This window comes from Gordonia prachuapensis (assembly GCF_036350515.1).
Taxonomy (GTDB): domain Bacteria; phylum Actinomycetota; class Actinomycetes; order Mycobacteriales; family Mycobacteriaceae; genus Gordonia; species Gordonia prachuapensis.
In genome coordinates, this window is record NZ_JAZDUE010000001.1 from 20,905 (window position 1) to 46,495 (window position 25,591).

The 25,591-nt window shown below is 66.6% G+C and carries 21 protein-coding genes; 17 read left to right on the top strand and 4 right to left on the bottom strand.

The window, feature by feature from the left end; translation table 11 throughout:
• Positions 1-339 precede the first annotated feature (339 nt).
• Positions 340-1,806, bottom strand: a complete 1,467-nt coding sequence (locus V1Y59_RS00105) for an aldehyde dehydrogenase (protein ID WP_330503211.1) — start codon at positions 1,804-1,806, stop codon at positions 340-342.
• A gap of 64 nt (positions 1,807-1,870) precedes the next feature.
• On the opposite strand from V1Y59_RS00105, the gene V1Y59_RS00110 reads away from it, so the two are divergent.
• From V1Y59_RS00110 to V1Y59_RS00145, 8 genes are read left to right on the top strand one after another with little or no spacing between them, the layout of a single operon-like run.
• Positions 1,871-2,452, top strand: coding sequence for a TetR/AcrR family transcriptional regulator (locus V1Y59_RS00110; RefSeq protein ID WP_330502831.1), 582 nt, complete (start codon positions 1,871-1,873; stop codon positions 2,450-2,452).
• Positions 2,452-3,690: a cytochrome P450 gene (locus V1Y59_RS00115; RefSeq protein ID WP_330502832.1), complete on the top strand. Its 1,239-nt coding sequence runs from the start codon at positions 2,452-2,454 to the stop codon at positions 3,688-3,690. Before V1Y59_RS00110 ends, V1Y59_RS00115 begins: the two co-directional genes overlap by 1 nt.
• Entirely contained in the window at positions 3,690-4,478 is a 789-nt protein-coding gene (locus tag V1Y59_RS00120) for an SDR family oxidoreductase (RefSeq protein ID WP_330502833.1), read from the top strand. Before V1Y59_RS00115 ends, V1Y59_RS00120 begins: the two co-directional genes overlap by 1 nt.
• Positions 4,475-5,818, top strand: a complete 1,344-nt coding sequence (locus tag V1Y59_RS00125) for a cytochrome P450 (protein ID WP_330502834.1) — start codon at positions 4,475-4,477, stop codon at positions 5,816-5,818. Before V1Y59_RS00120 ends, V1Y59_RS00125 begins: the two co-directional genes overlap by 4 nt.
• A 6-nt stretch (positions 5,819-5,824) precedes the next feature.
• Positions 5,825-6,016, top strand: coding sequence for a ferredoxin (locus V1Y59_RS00130; protein WP_330432853.1), 192 nt, complete (start codon positions 5,825-5,827; stop codon positions 6,014-6,016).
• Between the two features lie 35 nt (positions 6,017-6,051).
• On the top strand, positions 6,052-6,594 hold the full coding sequence (locus V1Y59_RS00135; protein ID WP_330432852.1) for a Cif family virulence factor: 543 nt from the start codon (positions 6,052-6,054) through the stop codon (positions 6,592-6,594).
• A gap of 8 nt (positions 6,595-6,602) precedes the next feature.
• Positions 6,603-7,871 (top strand): hypothetical protein, encoded by a 1,269-nt coding sequence (locus tag V1Y59_RS00140; RefSeq protein ID WP_330502835.1) that lies wholly within the window; start codon positions 6,603-6,605, stop codon positions 7,869-7,871.
• Between the two features lie 43 nt (positions 7,872-7,914).
• Positions 7,915-8,775 (top strand): SDR family NAD(P)-dependent oxidoreductase, encoded by an 861-nt coding sequence (locus V1Y59_RS00145; RefSeq protein ID WP_330503213.1) that lies wholly within the window; start codon positions 7,915-7,917, stop codon positions 8,773-8,775.
• A gap of 1,885 nt (positions 8,776-10,660) precedes the next feature.
• On the opposite strand, the gene V1Y59_RS00150 is transcribed toward V1Y59_RS00145, so the two are convergent.
• From V1Y59_RS00150 to fadD1, 3 genes are all read right to left on the bottom strand, one after another.
• Entirely contained in the window at positions 10,661-11,680 is a 1,020-nt protein-coding gene (locus V1Y59_RS00150; protein ID WP_330502837.1) for an NAD-dependent epimerase/dehydratase family protein, read from the bottom strand.
• Complete coding sequence (locus V1Y59_RS00155; RefSeq protein ID WP_330503214.1) at positions 11,677-12,675, bottom strand: phosphotransferase; 999 nt, start codon at positions 12,673-12,675, stop codon at positions 11,677-11,679. The genes V1Y59_RS00150 and V1Y59_RS00155 overlap by 4 nt, the downstream gene beginning before the upstream one ends.
• A gap of 78 nt (positions 12,676-12,753) precedes the next feature.
• Positions 12,754-14,346, bottom strand: coding sequence for a fatty-acid--CoA ligase FadD1 (gene fadD1 / locus V1Y59_RS00160; protein WP_330502838.1), 1,593 nt, complete (start codon positions 14,344-14,346; stop codon positions 12,754-12,756).
• A gap of 169 nt (positions 14,347-14,515) precedes the next feature.
• On the opposite strand from fadD1, the gene V1Y59_RS00165 reads away from it, so the two are divergent.
• The 9 genes from V1Y59_RS00165 (at position 14,516) to V1Y59_RS00205 (ending at position 25,577) form a co-directional block, all read left to right on the top strand.
• Complete coding sequence (locus V1Y59_RS00165; protein WP_330502839.1) at positions 14,516-15,448, top strand: hotdog domain-containing protein; 933 nt, start codon at positions 14,516-14,518, stop codon at positions 15,446-15,448.
• Between the two features lie 114 nt (positions 15,449-15,562).
• Positions 15,563-16,363, top strand: a complete 801-nt coding sequence (locus V1Y59_RS00170; protein WP_330502840.1) for a TIGR03084 family metal-binding protein — start codon at positions 15,563-15,565, stop codon at positions 16,361-16,363.
• 4 nt (positions 16,364-16,367) lie between these two features.
• Positions 16,368-18,098: an acyclic terpene utilization AtuA family protein gene (locus V1Y59_RS00175; protein WP_330502841.1), complete on the top strand. Its 1,731-nt coding sequence runs from the start codon at positions 16,368-16,370 to the stop codon at positions 18,096-18,098.
• Positions 18,095-19,255 carry an acyl-CoA dehydrogenase family protein gene (locus V1Y59_RS00180; protein ID WP_330502842.1) on the top strand — a complete coding sequence of 387 codons (1,161 nt, stop codon included), beginning with the start codon at positions 18,095-18,097 and terminating at the stop codon, positions 19,253-19,255. The genes V1Y59_RS00175 and V1Y59_RS00180 overlap by 4 nt, the downstream gene beginning before the upstream one ends.
• Complete coding sequence (locus V1Y59_RS00185; RefSeq protein ID WP_330502843.1) at positions 19,252-20,850, top strand: acyl-CoA carboxylase subunit beta; 1,599 nt, start codon at positions 19,252-19,254, stop codon at positions 20,848-20,850. Before V1Y59_RS00180 ends, V1Y59_RS00185 begins: the two co-directional genes overlap by 4 nt.
• 5 nt (positions 20,851-20,855) lie before the next feature.
• The gene (locus V1Y59_RS00190) at positions 20,856-22,910 is read left to right on the top strand and encodes an acetyl/propionyl/methylcrotonyl-CoA carboxylase subunit alpha (RefSeq protein WP_431309065.1); all 2,055 of its coding nucleotides are present in this window, start codon (positions 20,856-20,858) and stop codon (positions 22,908-22,910) included.
• Between the two features lie 14 nt (positions 22,911-22,924).
• Positions 22,925-24,112, top strand: a complete 1,188-nt coding sequence (locus tag V1Y59_RS00195; protein WP_330432842.1) for an acyl-CoA dehydrogenase family protein — start codon at positions 22,925-22,927, stop codon at positions 24,110-24,112.
• An 11-nt stretch (positions 24,113-24,123) separates the two neighbouring features.
• The gene (locus V1Y59_RS00200) at positions 24,124-24,930 is read left to right on the top strand and encodes an enoyl-CoA hydratase family protein (RefSeq protein WP_330502844.1); all 807 of its coding nucleotides are present in this window, start codon (positions 24,124-24,126) and stop codon (positions 24,928-24,930) included.
• Positions 24,927-25,577 (top strand): TetR/AcrR family transcriptional regulator, encoded by a 651-nt coding sequence (locus V1Y59_RS00205; RefSeq protein ID WP_330502845.1) that lies wholly within the window; start codon positions 24,927-24,929, stop codon positions 25,575-25,577. Before V1Y59_RS00200 ends, V1Y59_RS00205 begins: the two co-directional genes overlap by 4 nt.
• The last annotated feature ends 14 nt before the right edge of the window (positions 25,578-25,591 follow it).

The following is a 25,591-nucleotide window of genomic DNA, read 5'->3' on the forward strand; positions in this document are numbered from 1 at the left end:
TTCTTCGTTGATCGAGTAGCCGACGAGCTTGCGAGGAGGCGTATCGAGATCGGTTGGCGGGGCCTCGACTTCGACAAGCTCAGCCCGGCGGATACGCGTCGGGCTCGCAAGCTCGCTCGTCGCTAATCGACCAGCGGTGGGTGGTCCCTTCTTCGTTGATCGACCGGCGGTTGGGTGGTCCCTTCTTCGTTGATCGAGTAGCCGACGAGCTTGCGAGGAGGCGTATCGAGATCGGTTGGCGGGGCCTCGATACGCGTCGGGCTCGCTGCGCTCGCTCGTCGCTACTCGACCAGCGGTTGGAGGCGTATCGAGATCGCCCCAGCGGTCGGTGACAGGTAGTCATGCCGGCGTCGCCACGGCTTTGGACTCCAGATACTCCTCGAAGCCGGCGACACCCATCTCCCGTCCGATACCGGACTGCTTGTAGCCGCCGAACGGCACGTCGGCGGCGTACCAGATACCGCCGTTGATGCCCATCGTGCCGGTCCGAACTCCGTTGACCACCTTGTTGATCCGGTCTGGGTCCGTGCCCCAGACCGCCCCCGACAGGCCGTATGGTGAGTCGTTGGCGATGCGGATGGCGTCGTCGTCGCCGTCATGGGCGAGGATCACCAGAACCGGACCGAAGATCTCCTCCTGCGCCACGCGCGCGGAGTTGTCGAGCCCCGAGATCAGTGTGGGCTCGACGAAGAAACCCGCGCTCTTGTCGGCGGGGCGTCCGCCGCCGACCTCGATGGTCCCGCCCTCGCTCCTGGCGAGTTCGATGTAGGACTCGACGCGTTGGCGCTGCGCCGCGGAGATCAGCGGTCCGCAGATGGTGCCGGGGTCGGTGGGGTCGCCGGCGGCGAACCCCGACATGGCATCTCGGGTGAGAGCCGTTGCCTCCTCGAGCTTTTCGCGAGGAACGAGGAGCCTGGTGGTGATCGCGCAACCCTGCCCGGCGTGGGTGACGACGTTGAACGCCGCCATCGAGCAGGCTGATGCAAGGTCGGCGTCGTCGAGGACGATGAATGCCGACTTGCCGCCCAGTTCGAGGAACACCTTCTTCAGCGTCTCCGCCGCCGACGCCATCACCTTGCGGCCGGTCGCGGTGGAACCCGTGAACGACACCAGGTCGACGCGTGGGTCGGTCGACAACTGGGCGCCGAGTGAGTGGTCGCTGGAGGTGACGATGTTGATCACGCCGGGTGGGAAGTCGGTTTCCTCGGCGATCACCTTCCCGACGAGCGCCGCGCACCACGGTGTGTCGGGTGCGGGCTTCAGGACCACCGTGCACCCGGCGGCCAGGGCCGGGCCGATCTTCGCGAAGTTGATCTGGTGCGGGAAGTTCCACGGGGTGATGGCGCCGACCACGCCGACGCCCTCATAGCGGACCTCGCGAGTGTTCTTGAGGCCCATCGGTTTGGCCAGGCCGAGATCTTTTGTCCACTCGTGGTTCTCGGCGAGATCGGCGAAATAGCCCAAGTCGGTGACCGGGCCTTCGAACTGCGGGCCGCTGGTCAGGAAGGCGGGACAACCGACCTCGGCGACGGTGAGTTCGCGGAACTCATCCCCGTGCGCGAGTAGGGCGTCGCGCAACTGGCGGAGGCATCGAGCGCGGAAGGCGTGGTCGCGCGACCAGTCGGTGGCATCGAAGGCCCGCCGGGCGGCCGCGATGGCGGCATCCATGTCGTCGGCGGTGGCGTCGGCGGCCTGGCCGAGAACCTCTTCGGTTGCCGGGTTCACGACATCGAACGTGCCACTGTTGCCGGTGACGAGTTTGCCGTCGATCAGCAGTTCTGACGACGATGCGGGGCGTAGGGCCATTGTCTGGAACTCCATCTGGACAGGTGTCTGGACTCAAGTTCAAAGCTAGTGTAGCCTCGCTCACATGTCCAGTCCCGTGTTCCAGGAATCGACCCGCCGGAGGCTCACGCAGCAGCAGGCGGAAACCGTCAATCGGCTGACCGACGCGGCCGTCGAGGTCCTCAACACCGAAGGCTTCGACGGGCTTACCGTGCGTTCGGTCGCGAAGTTGGCGGGTGTCGCGCCGGCCACGGCCTACACCTACTTCTCGTCGAAGAGTCACCTTGTCGCGGAGGTCTTCTGGCGTCGTCTCAGTGCCGGCGTCGCGGAGCCGGATCTGTCGTCCCCGCCGGCCGAACGGGTTTCGCAGGTATTGCGCGAGGTCTCGATGGTGGTGGCCGGTGAAGGGCAGCTCGGAGGAGCGGTCACGATGGCGCTGCTGGGCACCGACCCGGACGTCGAGCATCTACGTCTGCGCATCGGCGGATTCATCCGGCGACGGCTCGCCGAGGCGTTGGAGGTCGACCCCGAGCACCCCGGGCCGCTGCTCGACGCGCTGGAGATGATCTACGCCGGCGGTCTCGTGCACGCCGGGATGGGGCACATGTCCTACGAGCAGACGTCGGAACGTCTTGTCGCAGCCGCACATCTACTGATGGAGAAGTGATGACCGACATCGTCACGCGCACCGGTATGGAGCATCTGGTCCCGTTCGATCCGTATGCCTATGAATTCCACGAGGATCCGTACCCGACCTACGCCCGGCTCCGGCACGAGGCGTCGGTCTACTACAACGCTGAGATGAACTTCTGGGCGCTGGCCAAGCACGCCGACGTCCGAGCCGGGTTCCGGGATGCGGTGAACCTGTCGAACGCGTGGGGCGTGTCGATGGACCCGTCGTCGTACGGCCCGGACGCCCACAAGTCCATGTCGTTCTTGGCGATGGACGACCCGAAGCACATGCGTATCCGGAAGCTGGTGTCGAAGGGCTTCACCCCGCGCCGCGTCAACGACCTGACCGAGCGCATCACGGAATTGACTCGACAGCACTGGGACAAGTGCCTGGAGAAGGGGGAGTTCGACTACGTCGAGGACTTCGCGGGCCTGCTGCCGATGGACGTGGTGTCGGAGCTGCTGGGTGTGCCGGAGGCCGACCGTTCGTTCCTGCGCAAGCAGTCGGATCTGCTGTTGCACCGCGAGGAAGGCGTGCTCGACATCCCCGAAGCCGCCGTCTACGCGTACATCGAGCTGCACAAGTACTACACAGCGTTGATCGCCGAGCGCAGAGGTGATCTCGGTGAGGACCTCGTGTCGGCCCTGATCACCGCGGAGATCGACGACGACGAGACCGGTGAGAAGACCAGCCTCACAGAGGACGAGATCGTCGGGTTCATGGTGCTGATGGTGGTCGCGGGCAACGAGACCACCACGAAACTGCTTGCCAATGCCCTGTATTGGGCGTGGCGCAACCCCGACGAGCTCGCCAAGGTGATCGCCGATCCGGAGCTCGTACCGGACTGGACCGAAGAGACACTGCGTTACGACAACTCGACGCAGATCGTGCTGCGCAAGGTCGCCACCGATGTCACCTACGGCGACATCACCATCCCGGAGGGCGATCGGGTCCTGCTGCTCGTCGGATCGGCCAACCGCGACGAGGAAGTCTTCGAGAACGCCGACGCGTACCAGATCGGACGCGACTGCAGCCAGTCGCTGATGAGCTTCGGGATGGGCACGCACTTCTGCCTGGGTGCCCACCTGGCCCGGCTCGAGTCGAATATCGGCCTGTCCGAGGTGGTCCGAACCATCAAGTCCGTCGACATCGACATCGAGAAGGCGGTTCGCGTGCATTCGGTGAATGTGCGCGGCTTTGCCGAACTCCCCGTGAAAGTGCAGGTGCGCTGATGGCGTTCATCCCACATCCCGACCGACGTCCGGTCCTGGTGGCCGGCGCATCGTCGGGTATCGGCGCGGCCACCGCGGAATACCTCGCTGCGGCAGGCTATCCGGTGGCACTCGCGGCCCGTCGCATCGACCGTCTCCAGGAACTCGCGGACAAGATCACCGCGTCCGGTGGTGAGGCCGTCGCCGTTCCGCTCGACGTCACCGACGAGCAGTCGGTCGTCGACTGTGTCGCCAAGGCCGAGGCTGCGTTGGGGCCAATCGAGGTCACGGTCGCCGGCGCGGGTGACCTCGCGATCGGACTGTCCTACGAGGTGACGCCGGAAGAGTTCGCCTCGCAGGTGAACATTCACCTCATCGGCGCGCATCGGATCTATCGGGCCGTCGTTCCCGGCATGATCGAACGGGGTCGTGGCGACTTCGTGTTCATCGGTTCGGATGTCGTCTTGCATCCGCGTCCGTGGTCGTCGGCCTATGTGGCCGCGAAGGCAGGCATCGACGGTCTCGTGGCGACCGTCCAACTCGAACTCGAGGGAACCGGGGTGCGGGCCAGCGTCATCCGGCCCGGGCAGACCATCACCGGGATGGGCATGAATCTGGATCAGGAATCCACCGAGGCCATGCTCAACGACTGGATCAAACACGGCCTGGCGCGGCACGGGAACTTCCTCGCGCCGGAGCATCTCGCCCAGGGCGTCGCCGCCATCGTCGCGATGCCGCGTGGCGCGCACATGCGCGTGGTGGAGATCGAGGCCGAAGGCGCACTCAACAAGAAGGGATCCGACGCATGACCGCTCTGACCAAGCCCAAGCGCGTCTCCGGCGGAGACGGCGAGCACGGCCACCTCGACGAACTGGCCACCGACCCGATCGGTCTGTTCTGGCGCGTGCGCGAGGAATGCGGCGACGTCGGACAGTTCCAACTCGCCGACCGTGAGGTCGTGTTGGTCTCGGGTGCGCTCGCGAATGAGGAGTTCTTCCGCGCTCCGGAGGAGGATCTCGATCAGGCCGCCGCATATCCGTTCATGACACCCGTGTTCGGTGAGGGCGTGGTCTTCGACACCAGCCCGGAGGAACGCTCGAAGGCCATTCACAATTCGGCGCTCAAGGGCCCGCACATGAAGCAGCATGCGGTGACCATCCCGAACGAGGCCGAGCGGATCATCGCGAACTGGGGTGAGGAAGGCGAGATCGATCTGCTCGAGTTCTTCGCGGAACTCACGCTGTACACGTCGTCGGCGTGCCTGATCGGTCGGAAGTTCCGCGAGCGGCTCGACGGGCACATCGCGCACCTGTTCCACGATCTGGAGAAGGGCACCGACCCGATCGCCTACGTCGACTACAACGCCGACATCGAGAGCTTCCGCAAGCGGGACGAGGCCCGGGCCGAGTTGGTCGAGTTCATCCAGGGTGTGATGGACGAGCGGATCGCGAATCCGACCGAGAACAAAGAAGATCGCGACCTGATGGACGTCCTCGTCCAGGTCGGGTTCGACGCCAACACGATCACCGGCATGTTCATCTCGATGATGTTCGCCGGACATCACACCACGTCCGGCACGGCGGCGTGGACGCTGATCGAGTTGCTGCGCAATCCCGACTACATGGCACGCGTGTACGCCGAACTCGACGAGATCTACGGTGACACACCGGAGGGTGAGCGGCCGGAGTACACGTTCGCGCACACCCGCCAGATGCCGCAACTGGAGAACGCGTTGAAGGAGGCGCTTCGTCTCCATCCGCCGCTCATCGTCCTGATGCGTGTGGTGCAGAACGATTTCCACGTCGAGGACTTCGAGGTGAAGGCCGGCCAGTCGATCGCCGTCTCGCCCGCGATCTCGAACCGGCTGCCGGAGGACTTCCCGGAACCGGACACGTTCGACCCGGACCGCTACGACAAGCCACGGCAAGAGGACCTGGCCAACCGGTGGACGTGGATTCCGTTCGGCGCGGGCCGGCATCGCTGTGTCGGTGCGCAGTTCGCGATCATGCAGCTCAAGGCGATCTTCTCGGTGTTGTTTCAGAACTACGAGTTCGAGATGCTCCAACCGTCGGAGACCTACCGCAACGACCACTCGAAGATGGTGGTCCAACTCCAGCAGCCGTGCCGCGTGAAGTACCGGAGGCGGTGACCACCGATGCGTGTCGAAGTGGATCTGGATCTGTGCCAGGGGCATGGCATGTGCGAGATGGAGGCGCCCGACGTCTTCCGGGCGCACTCCGACCACGTCGAGATCTTGGACAAAGAGCCCGATGAGAGCGCTCGAGCAGAGGTCGAGGCCGCGGTCATGTACTGCCCGACCCAGGCTCTGAGAATTGTTGAAGACTGAATCATCTCGAAGACGAGTGAAGTGGAGTGGATGACATGGCTTTTGATCGTGCCGAACTGGAGGAGATGAAGCAGCGATGGCTCGACGCCAACGTCGCTGCGGAGAAGGCGGGTGACTGGAAGCCCCTCGCGGAGTTCTACACCGAGGACGCGACCTACGGGTGGAACTACGGGCCGGACAAGGATTTCATGGCCGTCGGGCGCGACGAGATCCGTGACATCGCGCTCGGCCAGGAGATGGAAGGGCTCGAAGGCTGGGAGTACCCCTATCAGGCGTGGGTGATCGACGATCAGACCGGCGACATGATCGGTTTCTGGAAGCAGGTCTACGAGGGCACGCGCGAGGACGGGTCGCACTACGCCCTCGAAGGCATCCAGGGCAGCTGGTTCAAATACGGCGGCAACTTCCAGTTCTCCTGGCAGCGTGACTTCTTCGACTACGGCAACGTCTCCGCCCTGTTCATCGAGATGCTCAAGAGCAACGCGATGAGCGACGGGATGCTCAAGCGGATCGAGAAGGCCACCGGGGATCAGCCGGGGTGGTATCCGTTCGGCAAGGCTCCGGTCGCGTTCTGGTGAGCTGAACCATGACTCTTCCAGCCCCGGCCTATCAAGGCCTGAGTCAAGAACAGCTCGCCATTCTCGTTCCGGAACTGCTGCTGTCCGGCCAGTTGATCGACCGCAGTGGGATGGCCCATCTCATCAGTGCCTTCGGACGAGAGGTGATGGGACAGGTCGCCATCGAGGAGTGGATGGCGGCCAGCCCCGTCTACACCCACCGCATGCGCACGGCCCTGGGTATCGACGGTGACGGTGTCGAGGACATGTTCAAGTGCCTACAGCTCGACATCGGTGCCCCGCCGCAGTTCATGGACTTTCGTTACGAGGTCACCGACAAGTATCACGGGTCGTTCTTCCTGCAGCATTGCGGCGCACTCATGGATGTCGAACCGATGGGCGACGACTACGTGACGACGATGTGCCACGACATCGAGGACCCGACCTTCGACGCGACGGCCATCGCCACGAACCGGCGGGCGCGCATTCGTCCGATCCACCGGCCGCCCCGACGGCCGGAAGGTCGTACACCACACTGTGAGTGGACGGTGACGATCGAGGACGACCGGGATGAACTGCCCCTCCCCGCCGATGCGCAGGAGATGTTCGAAACGCGCGCCGGACGGACCGAGCTCACGCCCATCGACGGGTCGGCTACCGAAGGGCTGGTCGACTACCGCGGCCCGCTCCTGGCTGACCTCCAGTTCCGGGAGTGGTCGCACACCGCGTTGGCGCGGATGGCCGAGGAGATCGCTTTGCAGCACCAGTTGCTGTCGCTGGGATTCCTCTGGTCGGTGCGGCGGCACGCCACCGATGAAGACCAGGTGCAGGAGATCTACCGCAAGCAGTTGACCGGCATCGCGGGGTTGTCGGCCGACCGTTTGCGAGCTGCACTGCGATTGGGCTCCGACGCGGAGGCGTTGGCGACGGTGATCAACCTGCATCCGGTGCTGGGGCCGCGGCAGTACACCGGAGTCGGCGCTGAGGTGCGCGGCGACGACGTGGTGGTGCAGGTGCCGAGCGACTCGGGCGCCATGGCAGACGGCGGCTGGGTGACGCTGCTGAAGGCCGGGGAGTCCGGACCGCTGCAGGCGATCGCGACCGCCGTCGACACGTACTGGACGGTGGCATCGGCCGGGGAGGCCGACGGAGCCATCGAGTTCGTGCTGTCCAGAGGTGATGAGCCGCACAAGGAAACAGGTGAGGTGGCCATCGCACGGTTCAGCTCCGGTGCGAGTTTTGAGTTCACCGACCGCGGTCGATCCATCCCGATCACCCCGGTGAGCAGCGGTGTCTGATGCGGCCGATGCGCAGGCGCAACCCGGAGGCGGGGTTGCGGAGCTGAGTCTGTCGGGTCGCGTCGCCGCCATCGCCGGCGCGACCCGGGGGATCGGACTGTCGGTCGCCTATGCGCTGTCCGGGCGCGGGGTCTCGGTGGTGGTCAACGGGCGAGATTCCGTGGCTGTCGACGAGACCGTCACCGAGATCCGTGGCGGCGGCGGGTACGCGGTCGGTGTGGTCGGGTCGGCCGGCGACGACGGGGTGGCCCAGAAGATGGTCGATGCGGCGTTGTCCGAGTTCGGGGCCCTCGACATCGCCGTGAACTGTGCGGGTATCGCCGAGCCGCCGGGTTCGACGATCCTGTCGATCAGCACCGAGGACTTCCGGGCCCAGTTGGACGCTCATCTCATGAGTGCGTTTCACCTCGTCCGGGCGGCCGGTCGGATCTTCGCGGAGCAGGAGTCGGGGTCGATCGTTTTGACCGGTTCGGCTGCCTCACTCGGGATGTTCGGGGGCAGTGGATATCCGGCGGCCAAGGGCGGCGTGAACGCCTTGGCGCTCGCCGCGGGCGCGGATCTCGCCGACCGGGGCGTCAGGGTGAACGTGGTGATGCCCGGAGCGAAATCGCGATTGTCGACGGGCGACGACTACGTGGCGCACATCGAGGGCCTGCACCGTCGTGGCATCCTCGACGAACTGACCCGCGACGCAGCGCTCGATCCCGCGCCGCCGGAGTACGTGGCCGCTCTGTATGTCTTCCTCGCCAGTGACGCCGCCCGCTCGATCACCGGTCAGGTGTTCACTGCGGCAGGCGGTTTCATCGGACGCTACGAGCCGCAACAGGCATCCTTCGTCGCCTACCGTGACCACAAGGACTCGGCGCCTTACACTCTCGCGGAGTTGGCCGACCTCCTGAGCTGAACACTCCGATGCGGGCCCTCGGTCCCTGAGGAGCCTCGCGAGGAACGGGTGGTGACGTGAAATCGGTCCCTGAGGAGCCTCGCGAGGAACGAGCGATGCGTCACGAAGGGCCTGCCCGGTCGGAAGCGTCGAGCCGCGCCTTCACCGTTGGTCGAGTAGCTTCGAGCCGCTAGGCGAGAAGTGTATCGAGACCTCTTGAACCGTTGTGCGCCAATCTTGTCGGTGCCGACCGATACCCTGTTCTCAACGAATCAATGCGGGCATCCACACTGACGTCTTCGATGAACGATTCTTGTCGTACCCGCCCGATACTCTGACATCAGTACTTCTCCACCACATTCTCCGCAGCCAAATCTCTCGAAAGGCATTCAGTGTTCTCGTTCTCCGATCGGCCAGCCGATGAGCGGTTGCTGGCGTCGGGGGATGTCGATGACCTGGTTCCTGGTTTACGCGATGCGTTGCGGTTGAGTCGGCAGGCCGAGGCGCGGGTGGTGCTGGGGGCCTATCGGTTGGGGCTCTCGACATACAACGAACGCCTGTTGGGGCAGGGGCCGGGTGGTCGGGTGCGGGCGCGTCAGCATGCCGAGCGTGCTGCGATTTCGGAGATCTCGTTGCGGTTGGGTGTGTCGCGCACGATGGCGGGGAAGTGGTCGCGCCTGGGGGAGATGCTGGCGGAGTTCCCGAAGATCCGTGAGGCGTATCTGGACGGTGATTTCAGCACGCATCGGATGTCGTTGTTGGTGCGGGCGGCTGCGGCGGCGCCGAAGGGTGATCTGCAGGAGCGGTTCGCGGAGGCCGCCGAGGATGCGATCGGGCACAACGACTGCCACGACGATCCCACGCACGACAAGGATGCCGCCGACAAGGACCCCGCCGACAAGGACGTCCCTGATGGGGTAGACCCGACGGCGGATGCTGGTGAATCGGGCGGGGACGCCGGCTCCGATGCCGACGCCACTACCGCCGATGATGTCGATGACACTCCTGCCGACGATGCCGATCCTGATGCCGGTGCGGGCACCGGTGACGCTGCCGGTGGGGTGTCGGTGACCTTCGAGGACATTGCTCTGGAGTTGGGTCATCGGGCGACGACGGATACGGCGTTGCGTGAGGATCTGGATTCTGCGGTGATCGGTCTCGATCCGGATGGTGCTGCCGAGAACCGTGAGGACATCTCGGATGTCTACGCGAATGTGGTGCTCAGCAAGGAATCGTTTGGGCACATGAATCTTGAGGCGTGTATCCCGGCCGAGTTTGGGGTGTTTCTGCAGACGCGGATCGCCGGGTTGATCGCCGAGCGGGTGTGTCGGGCCGATGGTCGTCGGGTCGGGCAGCAGCGGGTGATCGCGTTGGCGGAGTTGATCGGGGTGCCCGGTGTCGAATTGCGCTGCGGGTGTGGTGTGGACGGTTGCCGGGCCGGAAAGTCCGACACCCGCGGCGCCGAGATCCGGAGACCCGACCTCACCACCGACGTCCCGACCGACGCCGACCGAGCCACCGTGTCCGAGGGTGCCGTGAACGTGTCAGACGAACTGGACCGGACAGCAGAGGACGAGACGGCAGAGGACGAGAAGGCAGATGACCAGGCTGGCGAGGAGAGTCTCGTCCCGGTCGTCACCGACCAACCGACATCTGCAGGCGACACGGACGCCGACGCCAACGTGGTGACGGCCGACGACTCAACGGACCTCCATGGTGATTCCGAGAACGTATGCGCGGACCAGGTTCTCAAGGTCGACGGCGCGGGATCGTCGGCATCGCGGGTCTCCAATGTCGGCCTGTGGGAAACGCGCTGCCCCGTACTGCCTGGGACCGATCGGACACGCGCTCGGTTCGTCGTGTCCGCCACACGTACCCGCGGACCGCCGACCACAGACACCGACCGTCAGCGGTCACCCACGCTATTCGTCCGCTGTGCACGCCGTCGCGCGACTCGGTCCACCCAGAAGCGCGCACCGTCGACGACTGACTCGCTCACCGGCGAAGGGCTCCAACCCAATTCGCGTACCGCTTTGGTGTGGTCCATGGGTGACATGATGTGCATCAGCCGGACCGAGGCGACCGTCAACTGACGAGGTCGCCCGGTCAGTCGTGTCAGCATCGAGCCCACCGCTCCGATGGCATACAGCAGTCGTCGGTGGAGGACGAGCCGCGGTGGCCGGCGACCCGCAGCGTCGGCGGCGATCGCGACGATTTCGCCCAGATCGACGGACCTTTCGGCGACGATATAGCGCTCACCGGGACGACCGTGCTCAGCCGCCAGAACCAGCGCCCGGGCGGCATCGTCGACACCGACGGACTCGGATCGGCACCCGCGGACCGTGAACGGCAACTTGCCCAGCGCGGCCCCGGCGACGAACGAACCGTGGGGCGTCGGTTGCCAGTCGCCCGGACCGTAGGTGTTCGCCACGCACATCGCCATCGCGGGCAATCCCCGGGAGCGAGCGTAGTCGAGAACCAGTTCCTCCCCGGCGACACGTGAACGCACATAATCGGGCGCCCGGTCGGACCAGTTGAACGCGTCGCCCTCATCGGCGAGCCGCCCCGACACGAGCCCGATCGTCGCGGCCGAGCTGGTGAAAACGAAGGCGCGCAGATCAACCGACACGGCCACGTCCAGCACCGCGCGCAGCGCATCGACGTTGGTCCGAAACAGCGGGGTGGAGTCGGTCAGCCATGCCCGCGTGTCCACAGCGCAGTAGAACACCACATCGCAGCCATCCATCGCGGCCGCAACCGACTCCGCGTCGAACAGCTCACCGACGGCCCGTTCGACATCGAGATCATTGATGGACTTCGTGTCGCTGGTCGGGCGGACGAGTACACGCACCGATTCCCCCGACTCCACGAGTTGACGCACCAGGCGGGAGCCGAGAAAGCCGGTGGCGCCGATGACCAGCTTCACCCCAGCGCACCGGGAACGAGGTCGTCGATCGCTGCTGCACTGCGCTCCAGCATGACGCGGAACATCCGATCGCCGCGCTCCGTCGGGATCGCCGCACCACAGCCGAACACGATGATCATCGGCGCCTGGATCAGCGAGTCGACATAGTCGGCCCAGCACTCCTCAGGTGAGTAGCCGGTCACACCCTTCTCCACGAGTGCCGCGTGGTAGGCGCCGACGATATCGCGCTCATGCTCACGCCGATCAGCGACCGACAGGCTCGTGGATAGCAGGAAAGCGATGTCGCGCAGTGGATTCCCGACAGTGATCGTCTGCCAGTCGACGACAGTGACCGTGTCGGCGGGGCCGAAGAGGACGTTGTCGATACGGAGATCGCTGTGAATCACGGCGAACGTCCGTGGCTTCCGCTCCAACCAGGGACCGGCCTCGGCGACCAGCCAGTCGATGGCCGCCGCCTCTCGTCGGCCGAGGTCGAATCGGGACCGGAACGCCTCGGCCATCGGCTCGAGGACCGAGTCCATCAGCAGCCGATCGTCGTGACCGGGTAGCGCGAGTCCGCGCATGTCGAACAGGCTCTTGTCACACCATCGCGGAGCGTGCAGGCCCGCTGCGGCGACGGCGACGGCACGAGCCTGCTGCGGTGTGCACCCGGCGATCTGATCGCCCTGCGCCGCGGGCGTCATGTCCTGCAATAGGAGGACGAACTCGGTGCCGTCCGTGGATATCTCGGCGGCGTGACACGCCGGCACCGGAACATCGAGCGTCGGAGCGAGGTCGCGGTAGAACATCACCTCATTGCGGAACACCCCGGACGCGAACTGGCGTTGAGACGCATCGCCGATCGCGATCTTGGCGACCATCGTGGGTGGCAGACCGTCACCATCGTCGTACGTCGGAGTGAGGCGAAACGAGCCGGCCATCTGCCCTGACCCGACCGGCTCATGACGAACGGACAGGATTCGACGTCCGGTGAGACCGAGCAGGTCCGACAACATGTCCGGAGTCAGATGGTCCGGATCGGTCGGCAGAGCGGAGCTACCGGTCCCATCCGCCGTGGACGCCGTCACGGCCGGTCAGACCGCCGCTGCGTCGGCCGCGACACGGTACTGCGTCGACCTCGCGTCCCTGGTCCACAGCGTCCCGTCACCCGCGACGGCACCTTCCTTCTTCAGTTCACGCTTCAGGATCTTGTTGGTCGCCGTGGTCGGCAGGTCGTCGGCGATCCGGACGAACCGTGGCCAGGCCTTGGGGGACAGATCCGACTGCGCGGCAAGCTGTTCGGCGAACAATTCAGGTGTGAGAGTGGCGTCATCCTGGAGAACGACCGCGGCCATCACCGCGTCGCCGACATGTTCGTCCGGTACGGCATAGACGGCCGTGCGATTGATCTCGGGTATCCGCAGCAGTATCCGTTCGATCGGCCCGGCGGCCATGTTCTCGCCGTCGACCCGCATCCAGTCGCCGGTCCGGCCGGCGAGATAGATCCAGTCGTCGGCGTCCTTGTAGGCGAGATCGCCGGACCAGTACTTGCCGTGGCGCATCCGTTCGCTGGTCGCGTCGGCATCGTTGTAGTAGCCCATGAACATGCCGGCACCGTCGACGTTGACCAGTTCACCGATCGCCTCGTCGGCGTTCGTCAATGCGCCGTTCTCGTCGAACTCCGCCCTAGGGCATTCGGTCACTGTATCGGAGTTGTACACGGCCACATTGGGAAAGCCCTTGCCGATCGAGCCTTCCGGCGTTCCCGGCTCACGGGTGATGATGATCGCGAGTTCGGTGGACCCGAAGCCATCCCAGACGGTGCAGCCGAAGCGCCTGGAGAAATCGTTGATGTCGCGGTCGGTGGCCTCGTTGCCGAAGGCGACACGGAGCGGATTGTCCGCGTCGTCGGGCTTCTCCTCGGTGGCGAGAATGTAGGCGAGGGGCTTGCCGACATAGTTCATGTAGGTGGCCTGGTATCGCCGGATGTCGTCGAGGAATGTCGACGCCGAGAACTTGGCCGGTGCCATCGCGGCGCCACCGCACAGGGCCACGCAGTACCCGCCCATCAGCGCGGCAGAGTGGAACAGCGGCATCGACAGGTAGCAGACGTCGCCGGGGCCGACGTTGTACTTGTCCGCCAGGACCGGGCCGGCGAACGGGATCATCATGTGCGCAAACTGCACCGGCTTGGGATTACCGCTCGTGCCGGAGGTGAAGATCAGCATGAACGTGTCCATCGCGGTCGGTTCGCTCAGCGGCACCAGGTCGCCGGCGTCTGCGAGGAGTTCGGCCCACTCCGGCGACGACATGTCGAACACGCGGACGCCGGGCAGATCCAATCCGTCGAGCAGGTGCCGGTGCTCGGCATCGGTGATCAGCACCTGACAGTCCGCGCGCAGGATGTCGGCGGCCAGACCCTCACCGCGACGGGTGTTGTTGACGCCGACGGTGACATAGCCGCCGAGCGCGCCGGCCGCGAGCGCGACCAGCATGCCCGGGGTGTTGCCGAGCAGAGCTCCGACGTGAGGGGGCCGGGACCGGTCGATCACGCCGATGATCGCGGCGGCCACGCCCGAGGAGGCACTGATGTACTCCCGCCACGTCCACTCGTCACCGTTGTAGGTGATCGCGGGATTGTCGTCGTTCGCGCGCTCGCGGAGGAGCTGTGTCACTGTCTCGGCCACGAGCCCAACTGTAGAACCTGTTCTCATTTCGTGTGTACAGATTCTGAGAAATGTCTACTGGCGCGTGATGCCGACCACTCGGACGCAGGTGCTTGGATTGACGTGCGGTGTCATCCTGCATCGCCCCGCCCTGCCTGTGAGAGACGCCCTACCTGTGAGAGAAGTGCCCATGGTTGCCGAGCCGAACTGGACCCACCGCGAACCGCCGAACGACCCGGTGAGCGCGTTCGGTATCGGCAACGTCGCGGTCGCAGGCCGCGGGCGGGTCGTCGCGGAGCAGCAACTCGGACCACTCTTCACCGATCACCGCGGACGCATCGACCTCCCGGCGCTCGCGGTGTTGTTCGACCACCTGGGCGGATTGCCGTACTTCCGGTCCGGCCCGAGTACCACTCCCTGCGTGCAGGCACGACTCTCGATGGCCATGCAGGGCCACGTCGGGATCGACGACCGGATCACGGCCACCGCCGATCTGATGATGCGCGACGACAGCTTCGGTTCCACCCGCGTCGACATCACCACCTCCACCGGTCACGTGTGCTGCACCGGGACCGCGCGGAACGTGGCCGTGGGTCGCAGCTACGACGAGGCCCCGTCCAAGGCGCCCGGGCTCGGTCCGACACCGGGCACCGCGTACACGCACGGCGTCGACCTCCCTCCCGCGATCGAGCCGCATCTGTCGGGCCGGGAGATCGTCGAGCAGATCGCGAGCGGAGCACTGGCGGGCGGACCCATCGTCGATTTGCTCAATGGGCGGGTCGCCTTGATCGACCACGACCGCGCCGCCGGGGTGCGGTTCACGGTCACGACCGAACCGTGGATGGGGAACCTCTTCGGCACCATGCATGGCGGGGTGATCGCATCGGTGGCGGCCCAGGCGTGCTCGTTCGCGGGACAGGCCAACGCCGCTGCCGGAGTGGACTACCAACTCGGGGATCTGGCCATCGGATTCCTCCGGTCGCCGGCCGTGCGCGGCACCGACGTGGTGGTTGAGGTTGCGCCGATCAAGGTCGGTCGTCGGATCGCCTCCTTCGAGGCGACGATGCGCGCCCAGGACGGTCTGCTGCTGAGCACGGCGACCGCGGACGTCATCTACCGCTGACCGCAGGGTTCCGTCGGCGACTTTCCGGGTTCTGTCGGCGAGATTCTGGGTTCTGTCGGCGGAAAACAATCATGCGTGCTTGATTTTTCTGAAGGCCTGTGTGACGCTGGTCGCATGTCGTTGGTGGACAGGCTCGTCGCCGATCTGACCGAAGAATCCCGTGAACTCGATGCCCTCGTCGCCGGGCTGGACGACGCCTCGTGGGCGCTCCAGACGCCGGCGGAGGGCTGGACCATCGCGCACCAGATCGCCCATCTGTCGTGGACCGACGAGGTGGCCTCGATCGCCGCCACCGATCCCGAGGGCTTCGCGAAGGTCATCGAGCAGGGGGCGCACAACCCCGAGGGCTTTGTGGACGAGGTGGCCGAGAAGCGTTCCGCGGCGCCGCCGGCGCAGATCCTCGACGACTGGCGCACGGCCCGGACTGCGCTCGCAGATGCGCTGCGCACCGTGCCCGACGGTGTGAAGATCCCGTGGTTCGGACCGCCCATGTCTGCGGCGTCCATGGCGACGGCCCGGCTGATGGAGACCTGGGCGCACGGGCTCGACGTCGCCGACACGCTGGGGGTCACCCGGGTGGAGACGGACCGGATCCGGGGTGTTGTGCACATCGGGGTCCGCACCCGCGACTTCGCCTACGCGGTCAACGGCCTCACTCCACCCACCGCGCCATTCCGCTACGAGATCACCGCGCCGTCGGGCGAACTGTGGACCTGGGGTCCCGACGACGCGACCGACATCGTGCGCGGACCCGCCCGCGACTTCTGCCAGTTGGTCACCCAGCGTCGGCCGCTCGACGACCTCGACCTCGACATCGTGGGCGCCGAGGCGCACCGCTGGGCGCGCATCGCGCAGGCCTTCGCCGGCCCACCCGGCACCGGCCGGGCTGCGACGAGCGCCGGATCGGGGGCCTGACGTCATGGCCGACACCACGGGCCGGATGATCCGCATCGGCAACGCCTCGGGCTTCTACGGCGACCGGTTCGCTGCCGTCCGCGAGATGCTCGACGGCGGCGAACTCGACTATCTCACCGGTGATTACCTCGCTGAGTTGACCATGCTGATCCTGGGGCGCGACCGCATGAAGGACCCGAAGTCCGGATATGCCAAGACGTTCCTGCGCCAGATGGAGGACTGCCTCGGCCTCGCGATCGACAAGGGTGTCCGGATCGTCGCCAACGCGGGAGGACTGAACCCACACGGCCTCGCCATCGCGCTACGCGAGCTCGCGGACAGTCTCGGTGTCGACGCCGCCATCGCGTTCGTCGACGGAGACGACCTCACGGACCGGGCCGCCGACCTCGGACTCGGCAATCCACTCACGGCCAACGCGTACCTGGGCGGGTTCGGGATCAAGGCGGCGCTCGACGCCGGCGCCGACGTCGTCGTGACCGGCCGCGTCACCGACGCCTCCCTCACGGTCGGACCTGCGGCCAGTGAATTCGGCTGGGGATACGAAGATCTGGACGCTCTCGCGGGTGCGGTGGTGGCCGGCCACATCATCGAATGCGGCGCGCAGGCCACCGGCGGCAACTACTCGTTCTTCACCGAGTTGCCGCGGATGGGTCATCTCGGCTTCCCCATCGCCGAGGTCGGGTCCGACGGATCGTCGGTGATCACCAAGCATCCCGGCACCGGCGGTGCGGTCACGGTCGGCACGGTCACCGCCCAGTTGTTGTACGAGGTCGGCGGACCGCGCTATCTGGGACCCGACGTGACGACCCGACTCGACACCATCACCCTCACGCAGGAGGCCGACGATCGGGTGCGGGTGAGCGGAGTGTGCGGCGAGGCTCCGCCCGCCACGACCAAGGTGTCACTGAACCACCTTGCGGGCGTTCGCAACGAGATCACCCTCATCCTCACCGGACTCGACATCGAGGCGAAGGCCGAACTGTTCCGCGAGCAGTTCACCGCGGCGCTGCCGACCCAGCCGGCCGAGATGGACTGGGACCTCTCTCGTCTCGACCGCACCGACGCGACCACCGAAGAGCAGGCGAGCGCATTGCTTCGCTGCGTGGTGCGCGATCCGGACGCCAAGAAGGTCGGCCGACCGTTCTCGGCGGCGGCGGTCGAGCTCGCGCTGGCCAGCTACCCGGGCTTCACCATGACCGCGCCACCCGGCAACGGCGCACCCTACGGCGTGTTCGAACCCGGCTACGTCGCGGCCGAGGTCGTCGACCACCGGGTCGCGTTGCCGTCGGGAGTCGTCGAACGCATCGCACCGAGCCCGCTGCGTGGCGACCCGTCCGTCGACGCCGAAGAACCGTCCGCGCAGCTGCCGCCCGACTGGGGTCCGACCGCGTCGCTGCCGCTGGGAACGCTCGCCGGAGCACGCAGCGGTGACAAGGGAGGAAACGCGAACATCGGTGTCTGGGTGCGAGATCCGGCACATTTCGCGTGGCTCGATCACACTCTCGACGTCGACCTCCTCAAGGAGCTCCTCCCCGAGGTCGCCGAGCTCACCGTCCGTCGCTACCGCCTGCCCAACCTGAACGCCGTGAACTTCGTCATCGAGGGGGTGCTCGGCCGAGGCGTCGCGGAGAACGTACGTTTCGACCCGCAGGCCAAGGGGATGGGGGAGTGGCTGCGGTCGCGCCCCGTGCCGATCCCGGTGGCATTCACCCAGCAGAGTCAGGAGGATCAGTGACGATCACCAGCCCGGTGTGGGAGACGCCTGAGCGGCGGCAACTGCGTGCCACGGTCGCAGGGTTCGTCGAGCGGCACGTGCTACCCCATCAGGACGAGTGGGAACGCGACGGTCTGCTGCCACGCGAGTTACACCGCGAGGCGGCCAAACTCGGGCTCTTCGGCCTCGGGATACCCGAGGAGGTCGGCGGGTCCGGCGGTGACCTGGTCGACGCGTCGATCCTCGGCGAGGAGTTCCACCAGGCCGGGGCCGCGGCCGGCGTGTTCGCATCGCTGTTCACCCACGGCATCGCCCTCCCGCATCTCATCGCCGCCGGAGACCCCGAGCAGATCGACCGATGGGTGCGCCCGACACTGGCCGGTGAGAAGATCGGCAGCCTCGCCATCACCGAGCCCGACGGCGGCAGCGACGTCGGCCACCTCCGCACCACGGCGGTACGCGACGGCGACCACTACATCGTCAACGGCGCCAAGACCTACATCACCTCCGCGGTGCGCGCCGACTTCATCACCACGGCGGTCCGCACCGGCGGGCCGGGGGCCTCGGGGGTGTCGCTGCTCGTCATCGAGACGGACACGCCCGGATTCGCCGTCACCCGCAAGCTCGACAAGATGGGCTGGCGCAGCTCGGACACCGCGGAACTCTCCTTCACCGACGTCCGGGTACCGATCACCAACCTGGTGGGTGCGGAGAACTCCGGATTCGCACAGATTGCAGCCGGTTTCGTCTCGGAGCGGGCAGGGCTGGCGGTCCAGGCATACGCGAGTGCCCAGCGCTGCCTCGATCTGACGCTCGCCTGGGCGCGCGACCGAGAGACCTTCGGGAAGCCGCTGATCGCTCGCCAGTCCGTCCAGGACACGGTGACCGAGATGGCGCGCCGCATCGACATCGCCCGCACTTACACCCGCGCCGTCGTCGAGCGCAAGGTGAGCTCCGACGACGACCTCATCGCCGAGGTGTGCTTCGCCAAGAACACCGCAGTCGAGACGGGGGAGTGGGTCGCTAACAAAGCGGTTCAACTGTTCGGCGGACTCGGCTACATGACCGGCACCGAAGTCGAACGCCAGTACCGCGACATGCGCATCCTCGGTATCGGTGGTGGCACCACCGAGATCCTCACCGGCCTCGCCGCAAAACGATTGGGGTACCAGCAGTGACCGTACTACGCTCCACACTCGACCCGGACCGGGAGGAATTCGCCTCCGCGAGCGCGGCGATGACCGAGAAGCTCGGGGAGTTGCAGAACGAGTTCGACAAGGCGCTCGCCGGCGGCGGTGAGAAGTATGTCGCACGGCATCGTAAGCGCGGCAAGATGATCCCGCGCGAACGCATCGAGCTGCTGATCGACGAGGACTCGGCGTTCCTCGAACTCTGTCCACTCGCGGGCTACGGCTCCGACTTCCAGGTCGGCGCATCGGTCGTCACCGGCATCGGGGTCGTCGAGGGTGTCGAATGCATGATCGTCGCCAACGACCCGACCGTGCGCGGCGGCACCTCCAATCCGTGGACGCTGCGCAAGATTCTGCGCTGCAACGACATCGCACTGGCCAACCGACTGCCCGTCATCTCGCTGGTGGAATCCGGCGGCGCCGACCTACCGACCCAGAAAGAGGTGTTCATCCCCGGTGGGCGGATGTTCCGCGACCTCACCCGACTGTCCGCGGCGGGCATCCCGACGATCGCGCTGGTCTTCGGCAACTCCACCGCCGGTGGCGCCTACGTCCCCGGCATGAGCGATCACGTCGTGATGATCGAGAACGCCTCCAAGGTCTTCCTCGGCGGTCCGCCGCTGGTCAAGATGGCCACCGGCGAGGACAGCGACGACGAATCCCTCGGCGGCGCCCAGATGCACGCTCGCCAGTCCGGTCTCGCCGACCACTACGCGGCCGACGAACAGGACGCCATCCGTATCGGGCGGCGCATCGTGTCGCGGCTGAACTGGCACAAGCAGGGCCCCGCACCGGTGACCGAGGTTCGCGAACCCCGCCACGACCCCGAAGAACTGCTCGGCATCGTGCCGTCGGATCTGAAGATCCCGTTCAACCCGCGCGACGTGATCGCCCGCATCGTCGACGACAGTGATTTCGACGAGTTCAAACCCGAGTACGGCAGCTCGCTGTGCACCGGTTGGGCACGCCTGCACGGCTATCCGATCGGCATCCTCGCCAACGCGCAGGGAGTGCTGTTCAGCCAGGAAGCGCAGAAGGCGACCCAGTTCATCCAGCACGCCAACCGCAGCAACACCCCACTGCTGTTCCTGCACAACACAACCGGCTACATGGTGGGCAAGGAGTACGAGCAGAACGGCATCATCAAACACGGCTCGATGATGATCAACGCGGTCTCCAACTCGACCGTTCCGCACATCTCCGTGCTGATGGGTGCCAGCTACGGCGCCGGTCACTACGGCATGTGCGGACGCGCCTACGACCCGCGGTTCCTGTTCGCCTGGCCCAGCGCCAAATCGGCGGTGATGGGTGCCGCCCAACTCGCCGGCGTCATCTCCATCGTGTCGCGGGCGGCCACCGAGGCCCGCGGCGGCACGGTCGACGAGGCCGCCGACGCCGCCATGAAGCAGATGATCGAAGGGCAGATCGAGGCCGAGTCGGTACCGGCGTTCCTGTCCGGGATGCTCTACGACGACGGTGTCATCGATCCTCGGGACACCAGAACCGTTCTCGGGCTCTGCCTTTCCGCGATCCACAGTGCCCCGGTGCAGGGCACGTCCAACTTCGGCGTCTTCCGGATGTGAGGCTCATGATGACCGACACCCCCACCCGAGAGATCAACCCCACCCGCGAAATCAACTCCGTGCTCGTCGCCAACCGCGGCGAGATCGCCTGCCGTGTGTTCACCACCGCGCGGGCGATGGGCATGCGGACCGTCGCGGTGTTCTCCGACCCCGACGCCGCGGCACCGCATGTGCGCATGGCCGACGAGGCGGTCCGCCTGCCGGGCGCCACATCTGCGGAGACCTATCTGCGTGGTGATCTCGTCATCGCCGCCGCACACGCCGCCGGCGCCGACGCCATCCACCCCGGATACGGCTTCCTTTCCGAGAACGCCGAATTCGCGCAGGCGGTGATCGACGCCGGACTCACCTGGATCGGGCCGCCCGCGTCGGCGATCTCCGCCATGGGCTCCAAGGTCAACGCCAAGAAGCTGATGGCCGACGCCGGGGTACCGGTGCTCGGTGATCTTGATCCGGCAGCGGTGACCGCCGACGACCTGCCGCTACTGATCAAGGCGTCGGCCGGTGGCGGTGGCCGTGGGATGCGGATCGTCCGTACGCTCGACGAACTGTCCGACGCGGTGGCGGCTGCAGCCCGTGAGGCAGAATCGGCGTTCGGTGATCCGACCGTGTTCTGTGAGCCGTACGTCGAGCGGGGCCATCACATCGAGGTCCAGGTCATGGCCGACACCCACGGTGAGGTGTGGGCGGTCGGCGAACGTGAGTGTTCCATCCAGCGGCGGCACCAGAAGGTCGTAGAAGAAGCACCGGCGCCACTGGTGGAACGCATCGGCGGCGATCTGCGCGCACAACTGTTCGCCGCCGCACGGTCCGCGGTCTCGGCGATCGGGTACACCGGAGCCGGGACGGTCGAGTTCCTCGCCGACGAGACCGGACGGTTCTTCTTCCTGGAGACCAACACCCGCCTGCAGGTCGAGCATCCGGTGACCGAACTGACCACCGGTGCCGATCTCGTGGAGTGGCAGCTACGGGTAGCGATGGGCGAGCGGCTCGCCCCCGAGGCCCCGGCGGCGACCGGGCACTCGATCGAAGTGCGCCTCTACGCCGAGGATCCGGCCGCCGACTGGCAGCCGCAGTCGGGCACCGTGCACGGCATCGCCGTGGACTCCGACACCGCGTTCGGCCTGCTTGCCCGCCCCGGAATCCGGGTCGACTCCGGCATCGAGAGCGGCAGCGAGATCTCGACCTTCTACGACCCGATGCTCGCCAAGGTCATCAGCTGGGCACCGGACCGGCGGCGGGCGGCGGCGATGTTGGCGCGGGCGCTGGCCGACGCCACCATCCACGGCCCGGTCACCAATCGGGACATGCTCGTCAACACATTGCGTAACCCGCAGTTCCTGGCCGGCGACACCGACACCGGATTCATCGACGCAATCGGATTGGACGTGTTGTCGACGCCCCTGGCGACCGACGACGACGTCCGGGTCGCCGTGAGCGCTGCTGCCCTGGCCGATGCCGAGCAGGCGCGTCGGGATGCGCAGGTGCAACGCGGGTTGCCCTCGGGCTGGCGCAATCTGGCGTCCGCGCACCGCGTTCGCCGCTACCTCGACACGCGCACCGACACCGAGATCGAGGTCCGGTACCGCTACGGCCGCGACGGCGTGGAACTGCCGGATCTCCCCGAGTGCACGGTCGTCGCGGCGACTGCAGACCGGGTCGCCGTCGACGTCGCCGGTGTGCGCCGCACGTTGCGGGTGTCGCGGTACGCCGACCTCGTCGTCGTCGACGGTCCGGGTGCCTCGGTGGCCTTGCGTCGGGTCCCGCGGTTCGTCGACCCGTCGGCGATCGCCCGTCCCGGGTCGTTGCTGGCACCGATGCCGGGTTCGGTGATCCGGATCGCGGTCGCCGAGGGTGAACGGGTCACCGCCGGCCAGCCACTCCTATGGCTCGAGGCGATGAAGATGGAGCACACCATCTCGGCACCCGCCGACGGCGTGGTTGCCACCCTCTCCGTGCAGGCCGGCCAGCAACTGTCCGTCGGCGACGTCCTCGCGGTGATCACCGCCGACGACGCCGAGAACACCGACACCACCAACGATTCCGCCACCGCCCAGTAAGAGGAGACATTTCGATGACCGACACGATCGACGACACCGCGCCCAACCCCTTCATCGAGACGCCGGAACGCGCGGCCCTGCGCGCGTCGGTGGCGGCGTTCGCCGCGAAGTACGGGCAGGACTACTTCCGGGAGTGCGCTCGGGAAGGCCGCAAGACCGACGAGATGTGGCTGGAGGCAGGCAAACTCGGATTCATCGGAGTCAACCTGCCGGAGGAGTACGGCGGTGGCGGGGCCGGTATGTACGAGCTGTCGATCGTGATGGAGGAGATCGCCGCCGTCGGTGCGGGTCTGCTGATGCTCGTCGTGTCGCCGGCCATCTGCGGCAACATCATCGCGCGCTTCGGCACCGACGAACAGAAGGACCGGTGGATTCCCGGCCTCGCCGACGGCACCATCACCATGGCGTTCGGGATCACCGAACCCGATGCCGGGTCCAATTCCCACCAGATCACCACCACCGCCCGGCGCGACGGCGACGAGTGGCTGCTGACCGGACGCAAGGTCTACATCTCGGGGGTCGACCAGGCCGAGGCGGTTCTCATCGTCGCCCGTACCGAGGACGCGAAAACCGGAAAACTCAAGCCCGCCTTGTTCATCGTGCCGACCGATGCGCCCAACTTCGAATACACGATGATCGACATGGAACTGCAGAACCCGGAGAAGCAGTTCCAGCTCTTCCTCGACGACGTGCGGCTTCCGGCCGACGCGCTCGTCGGGTCGGAGGACGCCGCGCTCAGCCAGCTCTTCGCCGGACTCAACCCCGAACGGATCATGGCGGCGGCATCGGCGGTCGGGATGGGTCGTTTCGCGCTCGGCAAGGCCGTCTCCTACGTCAACGACCGCACGGTGTGGAAGACGCCGATCGGTGCCCACCAGGCCATCGCCCATCCGCTGGCGGAGGGCAAGGTCCAGATCGAGATGGCCAAGCTGATGATGCAGAAGGCCGCCACCCTGTACGACGCCGGCGACGACTGGGGTGCGGCAGAGCCCGCCAACATGGCCAAGTACGCGGCCGCGGAGGCGTGCGTGAAGATCGTCGACCACGCCGTGCACTCCATGGGTGGCAACGGATTGACCACCGAGTACGGCCTCGCGCCGATGCTGGCGCTGGCGCGTATCGCACGCATCGCCCCGGTCAGCCGGGAGATGATCCTGAACTTCGTCGCCCAGACCAGTCTCGGGCTGCCCAAATCCTACTGAGGTGAGGTGACATGTCCGACACGACCGAGGTCGTCCACACGTCCGTCGCCGGCGGGATCGCCACGGTGGTTCTCGACTCACCCGCCAATCGCAACGCGCTCGGGGTGACGCTCGTCGACCAGTTGCTCGCCGCATTGGCCTCCGCCTCCGACGATCCGTCGGTTCGTGCGGTGGTGCTCACCCACACGGGTGGAACATTCTGTGCGGGAGCCGATCTGAGCGAGGCGCTGAAGTCCGGGATGTCGGTCGAGGACGCGTCCGCGCACGGTACCCGATCGATGATCGACCTCATGCGCACGATCCTGACGATGCCCAAGCCGGTGATCGCCCGCATCGACGGACACGTGCGGGCAGGCGGTTTCGGACTCATCGGGGCCGCCGACATCGTGCTCGCCGGACCGTCGTGCACCTTCGCCCTCACCGAGGCGCGCCTCGGGCTCGCGCCATCGGTGATCTCGCTGGTCCTGCTGCCGAAACTGACCGCACGGGCCACCGGACGGTACTTCCTGTCCGGCGAGACGTTCGACCCCGGCACGGCGGTTCGCATCGGGCTGGCTACCGAGGCATTCGCGTCATCCGATGACCTCGCCACCGGACTGGACGCCGTGCTGACCGGGATCAGACGGTCGTCGCCACAAGGGCTGGCGGCGTCGAAGGCGTTGGCCACCGCCTCGATCCTCTCGGACTTCGACACGTCGGCCGATATGCGGGCCGCCGAGTCGGCGGCACTGTTCGGGTCCGACGAGGCCCGGGCGGGTATGATCGCGTTCCTGTCGAAGCAACGACCGCCCTGGGATCTCACCGTGGACGCGACATGACCGATCCCCGGCAACCCGTTTCCCGTGAACCGCAGCAGGAACGCTCGCGGCTCACGCGGGAACGGTTGCTGCGCTCCACGATCGACGCACTCGCGCACGACGGGTGGTCGGCGGCAACGGTCGCGGCGGTGGCGATGCGTGCCGGGGTGTCCCGAGGCGCGGCGCAGCATCATTTTCCGACGCGGGAAGCCCTCATCACCGCGGTGCTCGAGCAGGTCTTCGACGACATGACCTCGACCGCATCGACGACACTCGCGGCCTTGCCCGACGACGAGACCGAGCGGGTCGCGGCCGCGGTGGACCGTGCGGTCGCGATCTACACCGGCCCCCAGTTCAAAGCCGCCCTGCAGGTGTGGGCGGCGGCCGCATCGGATCCCGCACTGCGCGAGCTCATCCTGCCGATGGAGGACAAGTTCGCCCGTGCCGCACACCAGATGACGGTCGCCGCGCTGGATCCCGACGGCCGCTATCCGGACTCGCGCCGGATCGCGCAGGTCACCCTCGACCTCGCCCGCGGCCTCGGCCTCGCCGACACGTTGTCCGACGACTCGAAGCGGCGCGCGCAGGTGGTCGCCACGTGGACGGCGATGGTGTCTGCGGTGCTGGTTCCCCCACCTGGTTCACAGAGTCTTCCACCTGGTCCCTGAGGAGCTTCGCGAGG

What these genes read in the sequence shown, in the direction of transcription:
- V1Y59_RS00190 (WP_431309065.1), top strand. Translation starts at nt 20,856, where the DNA reads ATGATGACCGACACCCCCACCCGAGAGATCAACCCCACCCGCGAAATC.
- V1Y59_RS00200 (WP_330502844.1), top strand. Translation starts at nt 24,124, where the DNA reads ATGTCCGACACGACCGAGGTCGTCCACACGTCCGTCGCCGGCGGGATC.
- V1Y59_RS00130 (WP_330432853.1), top strand. Translation starts at nt 5,825, where the DNA reads ATGCGTGTCGAAGTGGATCTGGATCTGTGCCAGGGGCATGGCATGTGC.
- V1Y59_RS00125 (WP_330502834.1), top strand. Translation starts at nt 4,475, where the DNA reads ATGACCGCTCTGACCAAGCCCAAGCGCGTCTCCGGCGGAGACGGCGAG.
- V1Y59_RS00165 (WP_330502839.1), top strand. Translation starts at nt 14,516, where the DNA reads ATGGTTGCCGAGCCGAACTGGACCCACCGCGAACCGCCGAACGACCCG.
- V1Y59_RS00170 (WP_330502840.1), top strand. Translation starts at nt 15,563, where the DNA reads ATGTCGTTGGTGGACAGGCTCGTCGCCGATCTGACCGAAGAATCCCGT.
- V1Y59_RS00155 (WP_330503214.1), bottom strand. Translation starts at nt 12,675, where the DNA reads ATGTTGTCGGACCTGCTCGGTCTCACCGGACGTCGAATCCTGTCCGTT.
- V1Y59_RS00110 (WP_330502831.1), top strand. Translation starts at nt 1,871, where the DNA reads ATGTCCAGTCCCGTGTTCCAGGAATCGACCCGCCGGAGGCTCACGCAG.
- V1Y59_RS00175 (WP_330502841.1), top strand. Translation starts at nt 16,368, where the DNA reads ATGGCCGACACCACGGGCCGGATGATCCGCATCGGCAACGCCTCGGGC.
- V1Y59_RS00205 (WP_330502845.1), top strand. Translation starts at nt 24,927, where the DNA reads ATGACCGATCCCCGGCAACCCGTTTCCCGTGAACCGCAGCAGGAACGC.
- V1Y59_RS00140 (WP_330502835.1), top strand. Translation starts at nt 6,603, where the DNA reads ATGACTCTTCCAGCCCCGGCCTATCAAGGCCTGAGTCAAGAACAGCTC.
- V1Y59_RS00135 (WP_330432852.1), top strand. Translation starts at nt 6,052, where the DNA reads ATGGCTTTTGATCGTGCCGAACTGGAGGAGATGAAGCAGCGATGGCTC.
- V1Y59_RS00115 (WP_330502832.1), top strand. Translation starts at nt 2,452, where the DNA reads ATGACCGACATCGTCACGCGCACCGGTATGGAGCATCTGGTCCCGTTC.
- V1Y59_RS00120 (WP_330502833.1), top strand. Translation starts at nt 3,690, where the DNA reads ATGGCGTTCATCCCACATCCCGACCGACGTCCGGTCCTGGTGGCCGGC.
- V1Y59_RS00195 (WP_330432842.1), top strand. Translation starts at nt 22,925, where the DNA reads ATGACCGACACGATCGACGACACCGCGCCCAACCCCTTCATCGAGACG.
- V1Y59_RS00105 (WP_330503211.1), bottom strand. Translation starts at nt 1,806, where the DNA reads ATGGCCCTACGCCCCGCATCGTCGTCAGAACTGCTGATCGACGGCAAA.